Below are 13,910 nucleotides of genomic sequence, written 5' to 3' on the forward strand. Positions count from 1 at the left end.
CCAGCGTCAGGAAACCGAACCGACAAGACCAGGCAGGACGGCGGGCAGCAAGGCGTCGACGCCGTACCGCAGCACGTCCGTCGCGGGCAGGCCGGTCTCGTCCGTCAACCGCCTCAAGGCCGCACGGGCCTCACCGTCGTCGAGTCCCGCGGTGACCACCGACAGTCCGGCCACCCGGGGGGCCCGCTCCGGATCGGCCCACCTGGCCGCTTGTTCGTTGATCTCGATGGCCCGTCGCATCGAGGGCAACGCGACCCCTGGCAGCAGGCCGAGCCCGGTACGCCGCAGGTCGTGGCACAGCACCATCGCGTCCGGCCGCGTGCCGTGCAACAGCCCGAGCGTGACGGCGGAGTAGCGAGGGTGGTTGAGCGCGCCCTGGCCTTCCACCAGGACGACGTCGTGCTCCTGCGTGGCGTGGAACACGACGTCCTCGACCGTGCTGTTGAGGAAGTCGGAGATCAGGCCGTCGACGGCGACGCCGCCACCGGAGATCATCATCCCGACCTGACCGGTGGCCAGGAACGAGGCGTCCGTCCCGCCTTCGCGCAGTGCCCGCTCCAGTTCGAGCATCGTCGTCATCTTGCCGCTGGAGCAGTCGGTGCCGACCGCGAGCACGGTGCGGCTGCCGGGCCGGTGGTCACGGAAGTGCAGGACCGGCCTGCCCTCGGCGTCGAACGGGGTGAGGTATTTCTCGGCAGGCGGCTTGCGCAGGTCATGGATCTTCGCCCCGGTGCGCCGGGCGACGGCGCTGAGCTCCGGGTCGTCGGAGATCAGGAAGTGCAGGCCGCTGACGACGTCCACCCCGGCCTCCAGCGCGACCCGGACCTGGTCCCGCCAATACGACTGCAGTGCCGCTCCGACCGGCTCGTCGGCCAGCAGCACCGCGTCGGGACGGTGCGCGTCGAGCGCCGCCCGCACGTCCGGTACCACCGGGATGCCCAGCTCTCCGGGGAAACCGGCGACGGTGGCCGCTTCCTTACCCGCGGTGGTCCGATCGATGACCGCGACGACCCGGTCGGAGCGATACCGCAGAATCGCGACCAGTGTCTTTGACGGCTCGGGGACGATCTCGTCGTCGGCGAGCACGGCGATACGGCCCAGCTTGTCCATTTCGGCTCCTCATCCGGTTCCGGCGGGCACCGGCTGGTGCACGCCCGGCCCGCCGCGGCCGGCGAGGCGGCGCGCGGCGAGACCCACGATCACGAAACCGGCACCGATCCCGGCCCAGCCCCAGAACCCGAAGGAGAGGGCGACGGTGGTGCACAGGATCGGCCCGGCCAGCACTCCGATGCCCGAAGTCATCTCGAACACGCCCTGGTACTGACCGTGCGCGCCCGCGTCGGCCAGGTCATAGCTCAGCGTCCAACTGCTCGCCGAGGTCCACATCTCACCGAAGGTCAGTACCACCGCTCCGGCCACCAGTACGGCGACGGTCCACAGCCCACCGGTCCCCCCGGCCAGCCCGAACAGCACGCAGCCGACGGCGAGGGCGGCCCCGCCGGCACACAGGACGCGGGCCGCGCCGCCCACGGTGGCCGCTCCCCTCGAAGCCCGCACCTGCAGGGTGATCACCAAAGCCGTGTTCACGAACAGCAGCGCCGCGACGACCGGCTTCGGCGCGTCGGTATGCGAGACCACCCACAGCGGCAGGCCCACGGTGAGCACGCTGTCGCGGATCTCCATCAGCCCGCACAGCAGGCCGACGGCGACGTACCGGCGGTCACGGATGGCCCGCCACGCCGTCCTGGCCCGGCGTGGGACGGACACCGGCGCACCGGGGACCGCGCGAAGGAGCAAGGCGCCGACGGTGATCACGGCGGCGTTGAGGAAGATCACCACCAGGTAGGCGGCCCTCGTGTCCAGATAGAGCGGGATCGCCGCGGCGGCCGTTCCCAGTGAGAATCCGATGTTCTGCACGGATCGCTGGTACGCGCGGAATTTCGTGCGGGCATCGACCAGCTGGCCGATCAGGGCGTTCTCGCCTATTTGACGCCCCGTGCGCAAGGCCGCCACCAGCAGATGCACCAGGACGAAGCCGAGGAGGTCGAAGACGAGCGCGTAGGCGGCCACCGCCCCGGCCATCGACAGCCCGAGGCGGAACGCGACGGCCCGCGCCCCGGTACGGTCCACGATCGGCCCGATCACCACCGCCAGCGCCATCGACGTCAGCGCCGCGGCGCTCTGCACCGCCCCGACCTCCCCGGGAGCCAGCCCGACGATATGGACGAAGAACACCGCGTTGCAGGCCATCGCGGCACCCTGGCCGACCGACTGGGCGAGCGTCGCGCCGAGCAGGTACCCGCCGCCGGAGGCGGTCAGCTCGTCCCGGAGCGCGGCCAACCGAGCGGGAAACTCCCGCCCCTTCGTCACGCTGTCGTTCCCTGGACCCGGTCGTCCACCCCCGCCGCCATTCCCCTGGTCGCGGACTCGACCACGAACGCGGTGATCTCCGCGGCCGCGCGGGCCACTTGTGCTGGCCCGGACGGCCCGTGGTGGCCTCCGTCGCCCAGTTCGGTGCGCAGCAGGATCGTGTTCCCGTGGGTGTCCGCCTGCCGCAACGCCGCCGTCCACCGCGCGGGCTCGTGCACCAGCACCCGGGGATCGTTGGCGTACGCGGTCACCAGCAGCGGCGGACGCGGCAGATCGGAGACGTTTTCGTAGGCGACGTACTCACGCATGCTCCGGTAGATGGCCGGATCCCGTGGATCGCCCCATTCCTCCCACTCGTTCACCGTGAGGGGGAGCTTCTCGTCCAGCATGGCGTTGAGCAGGTCGCACGCGGGCGCCTCGGCGACGACACCCGCCCATTTGCCCGGTGTGTCGGTGTAGGCCTGCCCGACCGCCACACCGCCGGCGCAACTGCCGTGGGCGACGACCCCGCCGGCATGGGCCCAGCCGGTCGCGACCAGGTGGTCACGGGCCGCGGCCAGGTCGCGGAACGACTGGGGCGTCGCCAGCATGCTCCCGTCGAACCAGCCGCACCGGCCCAGCTCCCCACCACCGCGGACGTGCGCGATCGCGTAGACGAAGCCTCGGTCCAGGAGACTGAGCACTTCCTGGGAGAAAACCGGTTCCCATGGCCGTTCGTAGGCGCCGTAACAGAAGACGACCGCGGGGTTGCCGCCGTCCGGCCGCACGTCGGCCCGGTGGGCGATCGTGACCGGTATCGCGGTGCCGTCCGCCGACTCCGCGAACAGCTTCCGGGTGCGGTAGTCGCCGGGGTCGAACCCCGCGACGGCGACCTCGTCGAGCGTGTCGCAGGCGCCGGTGCGCAGGGAGAGACGCCGGTAGCGCGGAGGCCCGGACAACGTGTGCTCGGTCAGCACGATGTCGTCGGCCTCGTACGTGGTCCGCTGGTCCATCTGGACCCGGAGCGCGTCCCTCCTGCCTTCGAAGATCAGACAGCCGCCGGGGCTGGCCGGCGTGACATCGCGGGTGGCGCCGTCGGGACCGAGCAAGGTGAACACCGTGGTCCCCCGCCGGTGCCCGCTGAGCAGCAGTCCGGCGGCGAACACGTCGAGCCGCTGCCAGGCCGTGTCCGCCCGGCGGTCGAGGATTTCCCGCCATTGCTGCGTTTCCAGCTCGGCGAGCGGGAGCCCGACCAGCCGCCGTTCCTCGCGGCCTTCCGCGACGAGTGCGACCAGCCGGTCCTCCCTGGTCGTCCGCTGGTGGTCGGCGAAGTACACCCGGCCGTGACGCCGCGGCATGACCGGCCGTGGCGTGGCGGTGAAATCGTCCGTGGGGAGCAGGAGTTCTTCGGTCGTGGTCCGGCTCTGGTTGGTGATGACGAGCCAGTCATGGGTGCGCGTGGTGCGGACGGTCGTGGTGAAGTGCTCGTCCTCCTCGTTCCACAGGACGGCGTCGGGTACGCCGGGGTCCGCGGTGAGGTCGTGCGCCAGTACCCGGTACGGCCGCATGGCGGCGTCGTGGACCACGTAGACGAACGTCGACGAGGACGCGTCCCAGGCGCCGGTGTAGTACGTCTCCTGCCTGGTGCGCGGCAGATCGGTGCCGGTGGCCAGATCCCGGAACCGGAGCTCGTAGGACTCGTAGCCGACGTGATCGACCGAGTAGGCCAGCCAGCGGCCGTCCGGGCTGGGTTCGAAGAGGCCGATACGGGTGAAGTCGTGGCCCTTGGCGAGGTCACCGAGGTCCAGCACCACTTCCGGTTCCCCGTCCTCGCTCAGCTCCCTGCGCACGTAGCGGGTGTAGCGCCCGCCCTCGTCCGCGAGCCGGGTGGAGTACTCGTGATCACCCAGCCGCCAGCTGAAAGGCCGCTCGCCGACCTTGCGCCTGCCCGCTCCCGCGACCAGTTCGTCGATGAGCGGACCGATCTCCCGCGCGTAACCGTCGAAGTACTCGCGTTCGCGCACCAGGTATTCCCGCAGGCGGGGATCGGCGTGGTCCCGCATCCACCCGAAGGCGTCGACGACCGTCTCGCCGTGCAGGGTCCGTTCGGTCGGCTGCACCGGGGCGGACGGGGGAAGCGGGACCGATTCGGGACGAGTGGTCTTCACAGTGCCTCCTTGGCAGCCGGATCCGCGATGATGTCCAGGCCGAACCGGCGCCACCACGAGGTCTCCCCCCGTGCGCCGCGGCGGCTGAACGAGATGTGGACGTGGTCGGTGTGCGGGTGCGGCCCGGTGTACGGGCGCCACCCCTGTGCGGCCGCGTAGGCGCCCCAGATCCGGGAATCCCAGATCAGGTACATGATCCCGAACCGGCGGGCGGCCGCGAACGCGTTGCCGTGCCGGTCGGTGGCCAGCAGCCACGACAGCAGTTCCTCCGCCTGCTCGCCCTGGGTGTCACGGCAGACCTTCCAGTCCCATGCCCGGCCCTCCTTGTGCTCGCTGCGTCCCGGAACGTGCGCGGGCCGGAGGATGCCGAGGCTGCCAGTGTCCGGAAAAGCCCGGAGCACCAGCTCCCGGAAGGCGACCACACCTGGCTGGGCCACCGGCGAGATGCCGGTCTGCGGCTCGTGGACGGCGGGATCGTCGATTCCCGGCCCGAACTCGCGGAGCGCCGCGACAAGGCACTCGACGGTGCCGGGACGCCAACCCGTCGTGGAACGGAGGATTTCCGTGGTTTGGTCTTCGGTGGCGCGCGAGCTGAGAGGTCGAGAAGTGATCACGTAGCACTTCCAATGCGGCCGTGACAACGAACAGCGCCAGCATGGCAACCTTTGGCAAGTCTGTCAACAGAAGCTTCGCGCTACCACCAAGACTTCTGGCAAGTTCTGCCCGGTCACCCGCATTGCTCGCCTGCCTTCTTGACCAAAGGGTTTGGCAACCCGCCCTGGCCCGCTCGTCGGCGAACGCTCCCCATTCTTGCTATCCACAGGAAACGGCCCGGCGCTCATCGCTGAGCGCCGGGCCGTGTCCGCGGTCGAGTGGGCGTTACCAGCCGCGCTCGGAAAGACGGTGCGGCTCCGGAACGTCGTCGACGTTGATGCCGACCATCGCTTCGCCGAGGCCGCGCGAAACCTTCGCGATGACGTCCGGGTCGTCGTGGAAGGTGGTGGCCTTGACGATCGCCTCGGCACGCTGCGCCGGGTTGCCGGACTTGAAGATGCCGGAGCCGACGAACACGCCTTCGGCACCGAGCTGCATCATCATCGCGGCGTCGGCCGGGGTCGCGATACCACCGGCGGTGAACAGCACGACGGGGAGCTTGCCCTTCTCCGCGACCTCCTTGACGAGGTCGTACGGGGCCTGGAGTTCCTTCGCCGCAACGTAAAGCTCGTCCTCGGGGAGCGAGGAAAGGCGGCGCAGCTCCGCGCGGATCTTGCGCATGTGCGTGGTCGCGTTCGAGACGTCGCCGGTGCCGGCCTCGCCCTTGGAGCGGATCATCGCCGCGCCCTCGTTGATCCGGCGCAGCGCTTCGCCGAGGTTGGTCGCACCACAGACGAAGGGCACCGTGAAGGCCCACTTGTCGATGTGGTTCTCGTAGTCGGCCGGGGTCAGCACCTCGGACTCGTCGATGTAGTCGACGCCGAGCGACTGAAGCAGCTGCGCCTCGACGAAGTGGCCGATGCGGGCCTTCGCCATGACGGGGATCGAAACGGCCTCGATGATGCCGTCGATCAGATCCGGGTCGCTCATCCGGGCGACGCCGCCCTGCGCGCGGATGTCCGCGGGGACCCGCTCGAGCGCCATCACCGCGACCGCGCCGGCGTCCTCGGCGATCTTCGCCTGTTCGGCGGTGACCACGTCCATGATCACACCGCCCTTGAGCATCTCCGCCATCCCGCGCTTGACCCGGGCGGTGCCGGTGAGCGAGGTGGTGGCCGTGTTCGTGGAGTCGTCAGACACTGCTGGACCTTTCGGAAAGCGCGCGAGGTGGGGTGACACCTCCGAGGGTAGGCCGCTTTTGGACCTCTGAAGCAGGCCAGTTCGCGGCGATTTCAGCAGTCCACTGGGTGATCTGGCCCGCACCCCTCCCCCGCGTTTCGTCAGCGGGCGAGGCCCTGCTCGAAGGCGAACAGGCCGTCCGGGTCGTACTTCCGGGCCACCCGCCGCAGGCGCGGCAGGCTGTCGCCGTAGTACGCCTTCGCCCACTCGGGCATCTCCGGGTCGATGTAGTTGACGTACCCGGCCTGCCCGTATTCCCGGCCGAGCTCGTCACGGACCCGGCCGATCACCTGGCGCGCGTACGCCTCGCCGCCGTCCAGGCCGCGGATGATCTGGACACTGCCCAGTGCGGACCGGTGCGGGAAGCACGACTCGCTCGACGGCACCCGCGCGATCGCGCCGCCGTACGCGTCCACGATCGAGTACAGCTGCGGATCGCTGCTCAGCAACGCGGCGAGCGCGTCGGGGTCGGGCACCGGATGGGTCAGCATCCGCGAAGTGGCCACGTACTCACCTCGCTGCGCGACCGCGGCGGGGAACTCGGCTTCCTCGGCGAAGGTCCGCATCGCGGCCAGGTGGCCCTGCTCGGTCACCACGCGTTCGGTCGGCTGAACGCCGACGCGGCGGACCAGATCGTCCAGCAACGGATTCACCTGCGCGGCGGTGCCCACGAAGCAGCCGCCGCAGTTCGCGGCCGTCGCGCCGAGCCCCATCCCGGCCCACAGTTCGTCCGGCATCGCGGGCTGCCACTCCTGCCAGGCCGCGACCAGCGCGGCCAGCGCGGCGGGCGGGAAGACCAGGCTGAAGTTCGCCAGCGTCCTGGCCGCCGCCGTCCGGAAGGTGAACGACGTGACGACGCCGAAGTTGCCCCCGCCACCGCCGCGCAACGCCCACAGCAGGTCCGGCGCCGTCTCCTCCGACACCAGGCGCACCTTCCCGTCCGCGCCGACAAAGCGAACGGACTCGACGTTGTCGCAGGTCAGGCCGTACTTCCGGCCCAGGACCCCGATCCCGCCGCCGAGGGTCAGCCCGGCGATACCGACCTGGGGACAACTGCCGGCGGGCAACGCGCGGCCCGCCGCGGCCAAGGCCTCGTACACCTGACCGAGCTGCGCGCCCGCCCCGATCTCCGCCCGGCCACCGGACAGGATCCGGACCGGGTTCAGCCGGGACAGATCGACGACCAGTCCTTTGTCCACAATGGAATATCCGGCGTAGCTGTGCCCGCCCGAGCGGGCCGCGATCGGAATCCGCTGCCTGGCCGCGAAATCGACGCAGTGCCGGACGTCGTCCTCGGTCGCGCAGACCGCGACACCGGCGGGCACCCGATGGTCGTAGAGGCTGAAGAACCCGAGCCTCTTTTCGTCGTACCCCGGGTCGCCGGGCCGGAACAGCTCACCGGTCAACCGGGCGCGCAACCGTTCCCACGGGCCACCGCCACCGGGGATCCCCGCGGGCACCGCCGCCATCACCGGGACCGCCCCCGCCAGCCGCAACACGGTTCGCCTGTCGAGCTCCATCGCTCATCCCCCACCGTCGGATCCGCCTCCGGGTGTCCGCCATCGAGCATAACGGCGGGTCGACATTCGGGGGTTCCCTCGCCGGTCGCCTTGCCGCGACGCCCGTCGCGGGTGTGTGATCGAGGACACACCTGTACGCGGCATCGTGTGGTGAGGAGACCGGCATGGCCGACAAACAGAGCAAGAACGGAGACTCCGGGGCCGCCGTCGCTGTGGACGACCCGGCGAAGGTCCGCAACGTCGTCCTGGTCGGCCCGTCGGGATCAGGCAAGACGACGCTCGCCGAAGCGCTGCTCGCCGCGTCCGGCACGGTGACCAGGGCGGGCTCGGTGGTCGAGGGCACCACGGTATGCGACCACGACCCCGCCGCGGTCCGGCAGCAGCGGTCGGTCGGTCTCTCGGTCGCCCCGGTGCTGCATCAGGGCCACAAGATCAACCTCATCGACACCCCGGGGTACGCCGATTTCGTCGGCGAACTGCGCGCCGGGCTCCGCGCCGCCGACGCGGCGCTGTTCGTGGTCTGCGCGGCGGAAGGCGTCGACGCGGCCACGATCGCGGTCTGGGAGGAATGCGCCGCCGTCGGCATGCCGAGGGCGGTGGTCGTCTCCCGGCTGGACCATCACCGCGCCGACCCCGACGGCGAGATCGCGGCCTGTCAGGAGGCTTTCGGCGCCGGAGTCCTGCCGCTGTACCTGCCCGCGCGCGACGGGCTGGTCGGGCTCATCACGCGCCGCTACTTCGACTATTCGAACGGCTTCCCACCTCGGGTCGGCGAGCCGGACGAGGCCGATCTCGCCCGGATGACCGAGGCCCGTAACGAACTCATCGAAGGGGTCATCGCCGAGAGCGAGGACGAGTCCCTGATGGACCGGTACCTCGCCGGCGAGGAGATCGCCGAGGACACACTGATCGCCGACCTCGAGACCGCCGTCGCCCGCGGGTCCTTCCATCCGGTGATCCCGGTGTGTTCGACGACCGGGGTGGGGCTCGCCGAAGTCCTCGACGGGATCGTGCGCGCCTTCCCCTCGCCGCTGGAGCACGTCCCGCCGGAGGTCACCTCCCCCACCGGCGAACCGCATGCCGGGCTCCGCGCCGATCCCGACGGCCCGCTGGCGGCGGAGGTGGTCCGGACCGCTGTCGACTCCTACGTCGGCAGGGTGTCCCTGGTGCGGGTCTTTTCCGGGACGCTCCGCCCAGAACGGCCGGTGCACGTCTCGGGCCACGGCCTCGCCGAACGCGGCCACGAGGATCACGACGCCGACGAACGGGTCGCGCATCTGTACTCGCCGCTCGGGGCGAACCTGCGCGAAGTCCCGTACTGCGTCGCGGGCGACCTCTGCGCGCTCACCAAGGTCGGCTCGGCGGAGACCGGCGACACCGTTTCCTCACCGGACGATCCGCTGATCATGAAGCCGTGGGCGATGCCGGAACCACTGCTGCCGGTCGCCGTCGTCGCGAAGACGCGCAGCGACGAAGACACCTTGGCGCGCAACCTTTCCCGGCTCGTCGCGGGCGATCCGACACTCCGGCTGGACCGCAACGCCGAGACCAACCAGCTCGTCCTGTGGTGCATGGGCGAGGCCCACGCCGACGTCGTGCTGTCACGGCTCCGCGCGGGAGGCGCCGACGTGGACACCGAGCCCGTCCGCATCAGCCTGCGTTCGACCTTCGCCGGGCCGGGCCGGGGCCACGGACGGCATGTCAAGCAGTCCGGCGGGCACGGCCAGTTCGCCGTCTGCGACATCGAGGTCCAGCCGCTGCCGAGGGGGTCGGGCTTCGAGTTCGTGGACAAGGTCGTCGGCGGCTCGGTGCCGCACCAGTTCATCCCGAGCGTCGAGAAGGGAGTCCGGGCGCAGGCACAGCGCGGGATCGTCGACGGCCATCCGCTGATCGACATCCGGGTGACGCTCGTCGACGGCAAGGCGCACAGCGTCGACTCGTCGGACGCCGCGTTCCAGACGGCGGGGGCACTGGCGCTGAAGGAGGCCGCCGCGGCGGGCAAGATCGCGCTGCTCGAACCGCTCGAAGAGGTGGCGGTGCGGCTTCCGGACGAGCACCTGGGCACCGTGCTGGGTGATCTCTCGTCCCGGCGTGGCCGCGTGCTCGGTACCGAATCGGGTGAAGGCGGCCGCACGGTCATCCGCGCCGAGGTCCCCGCGGTCGAGCTCCTGCGCTACGCGATCGACCTGCGTTCGCTGACTTCGGGAACGGCGACGTTCACCCGCAGGCACGCCCGGTTCGAGCCGATGCCGGAAGGGGCGGTGGCCTACTGAAACTCGAAGCCGCCCGGCCGCCCGTTCCGGTCGGCCAGCAGACCGGCCAGGGTGGCGACGGCGATCTCGGGCGGCGTGCGTGAGCCGATGTTCAGCCCGACCGGGCGGTGGACCCGCGCGATCTCGCGGTCGGGGACGTCCAGCGCCTTGAGCGCGGCGACGTGCGGGCCGGCATGGCGCGGATTGCCCAGCACCCCGACCCACCGCGCCGGGCGCTCCAGCACGGCCTTGAGGACCTCGCCGAGCTCGGGCCGGTCGTGATCGGTGACGACGACGTCGGCGTCCGGGCCGAGATCCGGCACCGTCGTGAGGGCGTCCAAGCCGTCCTCGACGTCGGTCACCCGTGCGCCGTCCGGCTCGAACAGCACCGCCTTGTAGCCGAGATCCTTGCCGTAGCGCAGGAGGAACGACGCCACGGGCGTCGCGAACACCGCCACCAGCAGCCGCTCGCTCACGGGTCCGTCCTCCTACAGCTCGGGTTCGGCGATCTCGAAGTATTCCGGAAGCCGGGCGGTCCCGGCGAGTCCGAAGTACCGGACCTTCCGCCGCCGCCGCAGATGCAGGGTGTCCCGGACGGCGTCGTTGTGCACGCGCCGCGCGATGACGACGCGGTGCTCGGCGTCGGTCAGCTCCTCGGCCAGCGGCGCCGGCAGGGCCGACCGGTCGACGCGCGCCAGCCTCAACGTCAGTTCGCTTTCCTCGGCTTCGCGATCCGGCCTCGGCGCCCGCTCGGCCCGCTCGCCCAGCGCGCGCAGCTCCTCGTCGCCCAGGATCGCGGCGGCCGCCCTGGCGACGACGGCGCGCCGCGCGAGGGCCGCGTCGAGCGCCGCCCAGCCCGCGTCCGTGCGGACGTGCAGCCGGTCCAGCCTGTTCGCCGTCGCAAGCAGGAAAAGCCCGCCCAGCACGACGATCACGGCCACAAGACCGCCGATCCACACCCAGGTCGTCATCGGCTGAACTCGCGTTCACCCGCTCCGACGCGCCGGGGATCGGCGGCGATCGCGGTCTCGTACACGCGCAGCACCTGCGTGGTGACCACGGACCAGTCGAACATCGCGACCCGCTCCCCCGCGGCCGCCGCCAGCGACACCCGCCGGGCCGGGTCACCGAGCAGTTCGCGCAGGCCGTCGGCGAGTGCCGCCGCGTCGCCGGTCTCGGTCAGCATCCCGGCCTTGCCGTCGTCGAGCACCCGGCGGAACGAATCCAGCCCGCTCGCCAGCACCGGCGTGCCCGCCGCCATGGCCTCGGTGAGGATCATCCCGAAACTCTCGCCGCCCGTGTTCGGCGCGCAGTAGACGTCGACGCTGCGCAGCGCCCGTGCCTTCGTCTCGTCGTCGACCTGGCCGAGCAGGGCGATATGCGGCGCCAGCTCCGGCCCGGCCTCGCGGCGGAGCTGATCGGCGTCGCCACGGCCGACGACCAGCAGGCGCAGCTCCTCGAACTCCGGCAGCAGCATCCGCAACGCCTCCAGCAGTACTCCCATCCCCTTGCGGGGCTCGGTGTACCGCCCGACGAACCCGACCGTGCCGCCCGCGCGCGGGTAGCCGTCCAGCGGGAGCGCGCGGGAGAAGAAGTCGACGTCGACGCCATTGGGCACCTCCACCGCGTCGCCGCCGGCGTGTTCGACCTGGACCCGGCGGGCCAGCGCCGAAACCGCGATCCGCGCGGTGATCTTCTCCAGCAGCGGCCGCAGCACCGGCTGGAACGCCGCCAGCGTGCGCGAACGCGTCGTCGCGGTGTGGAAGGTCGCCACGATCGGGCCGTCCGCGACCTTCAGCGCCAGGAGGGAGAGGCTCGGCGCGGCGGGCTCGTGCAGGTGCAGGACGTCGAAGTCGCCGTCGCGGATCCACCGCCGCACCCGGGCGTAGGACACCGGGCCGAACTGCAGCCGCGCGACGGAGCCGTTGTACGGGATGCCGAGCGCCTTCCCCGCGGGGACGACGAAATCCGGGACGTCGGAATCCTCGTCCGCCGGAGCGAGGACGGAGACCTGATGCCCGCGTGCCAGCAGCGCCTTCGCGAGATCGATGACGTGGCCCTGCACGCCACCCGGTACGTCGAACGAGTACGGGCAGACGATCCCGATCTTCATGACCCGCGCCTGAGCCATCGGCTCAGCTCGCTTCGCCGAGGGCGGCCTGTTCCCCGGCTTCGAAGTCGGAGAGCCAGAACTTCTGCATCATGTGCCAGTCGGCCGGATGCGCCGCGATGTCCCCGGCGAAGATGTCCGCCAGCGCCTGCGTGGCCGCCGGGACCTCGGACCGGTTCGTCACCCGGATCCGCGGATGCAGCCGGATCTGCCAGCCGTCCTCGGTGAACCAGCACCCCGCGGGGATCAGCGCGGCACCGGTGGTGGCGGCCAGCCTGGCGGGTCCGCCCGGCATCCGGGTCTGCTCGCCGAAGAACTTCACCGGTACGCCGGAATTCGTCAGATCCCGGTCGCCGACCAGGCAGATCGCCTTGTTCTCCCGCAGGCGCTTGAGCAGCACGCGCATCGCGGAGCTGTCGCCGGTCAGCGGGACGATCTCGAAGCCGAGCGATTCCCGGTAGGACACGAACCGCTGGTACAGCGACTCGGGTTTCAGGCGCTCCGCGACCGTGGTGAAACCGCCGAGGTAGTCCGCCAGCCAGACGCCGGCGGCGTCCCAGTTCCCGCTGTGCGGCAGCGCCATCACCGCGCCGTTGCCCTCGGCGAGGGCGGCGTCGAGGTTCTCCACGCCGGTGATCGACTGGGCGACCTTGCGGCTGACCTCCTTGTGGTCCATCGAAGGCAGCCGGAACATCTCGTGCCAGTAGCGGGCGTAGGAGCGCATCGCGCGGCGGGTCAGCTCGTCGAGTTCGACACCGTCGGCCTGCGGTACGACCCTGGCGAGGTTGCGGCGCAGCTGGCGGACGCCGCCGCCGTCCCGCCGGACGGCCAGATCGGCGCCGAGCCCGAAGGTCACCGCGCCCGCCGACTCCGGCAGCCAGCGCGCGAGCCGCCAGCCCGCCGCGTACCCGAAGTCGCTGAGCCGCTGGGAGAACCCGCTCATGCCCCGCCCTCCGCGGCGGGTGGCCCGGCCGCCTTGGCGGCCCTCGCCGCCTTGGCCACCGCGGCCGTCCGCTGCAGCAGGGTGATCACCGAAAGCACCGCGAGCAGCCAGAGGGTGATGTCCACGGTGTACGGAACGCCCAGACCGTGCAGTCCGGTTCCCACGAGGGCGATGATCAGGCGTTCCGCGCGTTCGACGAGCCCGCCGTCCGCCTCCAGCCCGGAGGCCTCGGCGCGGGCCTTGACGTACGAGATGACCTGCGCGAGCACCAGGCAGATCAGCGCGGCGGCCGCGGCCGGGCGGTTGTCGTCGTGGACGAAGCACCACCACGCGATCGCGGCGAACAACGCGCCGTCGACCAGCCTGTCGCAGGTCGCGTCGAGGACGGCCCCGAACGCCGTGCCGTACCCGCGGGCGCGGGCCATCGCGCCGTCGAGCAGGTCCAGCATCGCGAAGCCCCAGACGGTGAAGGTGCCCCACAGCAGCATGTCGTTGGGAAAGAACCCGAGTGCGCACAGCACCGCCCCGGCCGTGCCGATGACGGTCATCGCGTTCGGGGTCAGACCGGCGCGCACGAGCACCTTCCCCATCGGGTCGGTGACGCGGGAAACGGAGGCGCGCGCGAAAATGTTGAGCATCGGTTCTTCAGGTGCACCTAAGCAGCAGGGTCGGGTGGCCGCCCGAAGCCTATCCACCCGCACCGACACCCGTCGTCGCGCCCGCCCCCGGACCGGG

At 71.2% G+C, this 13,910-nt stretch carries 12 protein-coding genes; 1 reads left to right on the plus strand and 11 read right to left on the minus strand.

All coding sequences use genetic code 11. The features are described 5' to 3' along the window. Positions 1-6 precede the first annotated feature (6 nt). From ACZ1DY_RS24845 to ACZ1DY_RS24870, 6 genes are all read right to left on the minus strand, one after another. Entirely contained in the window at positions 7-1,110 is a 1,104-nt protein-coding gene (locus tag ACZ1DY_RS24845) for a DUF1611 domain-containing protein (RefSeq protein ID WP_465481019.1), read from the minus strand. 9 nt (positions 1,111-1,119) lie between these two features. Then, complete coding sequence (locus ACZ1DY_RS24850) at positions 1,120-2,370, minus strand: MFS transporter (protein WP_465481020.1); 1,251 nt, start codon at positions 2,368-2,370, stop codon at positions 1,120-1,122. Beyond that, positions 2,367-4,517, minus strand: coding sequence for a prolyl oligopeptidase family serine peptidase (locus tag ACZ1DY_RS24855; protein WP_465481021.1), 2,151 nt, complete (start codon positions 4,515-4,517; stop codon positions 2,367-2,369). The genes ACZ1DY_RS24850 and ACZ1DY_RS24855 overlap by 4 nt, the downstream gene beginning before the upstream one ends. Beyond that, complete coding sequence (locus ACZ1DY_RS24860) at positions 4,514-5,131, minus strand: VldE C-terminal domain-containing protein (protein ID WP_465481022.1); 618 nt, start codon at positions 5,129-5,131, stop codon at positions 4,514-4,516. Before ACZ1DY_RS24860 ends, ACZ1DY_RS24855 begins: the two co-directional genes overlap by 4 nt. A 265-nt stretch (positions 5,132-5,396) precedes the next feature. Continuing rightward, positions 5,397-6,311, minus strand: coding sequence for a pyridoxal 5'-phosphate synthase lyase subunit PdxS (pdxS, locus tag ACZ1DY_RS24865; protein WP_007034941.1), 915 nt, complete (start codon positions 6,309-6,311; stop codon positions 5,397-5,399). A 140-nt stretch (positions 6,312-6,451) separates the two neighbouring features. Then, positions 6,452-7,870 carry an FAD-binding oxidoreductase gene (locus ACZ1DY_RS24870; RefSeq protein ID WP_465481023.1) on the minus strand — a complete coding sequence of 473 codons (1,419 nt, stop codon included), beginning with the start codon at positions 7,868-7,870 and terminating at the stop codon, positions 6,452-6,454. Positions 7,871-8,034: 164 nt separating this feature from the next. On the opposite strand from ACZ1DY_RS24870, the gene ACZ1DY_RS24875 reads away from it, so the two are divergent. Beyond that, entirely contained in the window at positions 8,035-10,143 is a 2,109-nt protein-coding gene (locus tag ACZ1DY_RS24875) for an elongation factor G-like protein EF-G2 (RefSeq protein WP_257486188.1), read from the plus strand. On the opposite strand, the gene ACZ1DY_RS24880 is transcribed toward ACZ1DY_RS24875, so the two are convergent. The 5 genes from ACZ1DY_RS24880 to pgsA are packed head-to-tail and all read right to left on the minus strand — an operon-like array spanning position 10,137 to position 13,813. Beyond that, positions 10,137-10,598 carry an XdhC family protein gene (locus tag ACZ1DY_RS24880; protein ID WP_126734626.1) on the minus strand — a complete coding sequence of 154 codons (462 nt, stop codon included), beginning with the start codon at positions 10,596-10,598 and terminating at the stop codon, positions 10,137-10,139. The genes ACZ1DY_RS24875 and ACZ1DY_RS24880 overlap by 7 nt on opposite strands. 12 nt (positions 10,599-10,610) lie before the next feature. After that, positions 10,611-11,093, minus strand: a complete 483-nt coding sequence (locus tag ACZ1DY_RS24885; protein ID WP_257486186.1) for an NUDIX hydrolase — start codon at positions 11,091-11,093, stop codon at positions 10,611-10,613. Continuing rightward, positions 11,090-12,235: a glycosyltransferase family 4 protein gene (locus ACZ1DY_RS24890; RefSeq protein ID WP_126734628.1), complete on the minus strand. Its 1,146-nt coding sequence runs from the start codon at positions 12,233-12,235 to the stop codon at positions 11,090-11,092. Before ACZ1DY_RS24890 ends, ACZ1DY_RS24885 begins: the two co-directional genes overlap by 4 nt. A gap of 22 nt (positions 12,236-12,257) precedes the next feature. After that, positions 12,258-13,175 carry a phosphatidylinositol mannoside acyltransferase gene (locus tag ACZ1DY_RS24895; protein ID WP_034307832.1) on the minus strand — a complete coding sequence of 306 codons (918 nt, stop codon included), beginning with the start codon at positions 13,173-13,175 and terminating at the stop codon, positions 12,258-12,260. Beyond that, on the minus strand, positions 13,172-13,813 hold the full coding sequence (gene pgsA / locus ACZ1DY_RS24900; RefSeq protein ID WP_016334780.1) for a phosphatidylinositol phosphate synthase: 642 nt from the start codon (positions 13,811-13,813) through the stop codon (positions 13,172-13,174). The genes ACZ1DY_RS24895 and pgsA overlap by 4 nt, the downstream gene beginning before the upstream one ends. Positions 13,814-13,910: the final 97 nt, after the last annotated feature.

The sequence above is a fragment of the Amycolatopsis sp. PSD-21 genome (assembly GCF_055561455.1).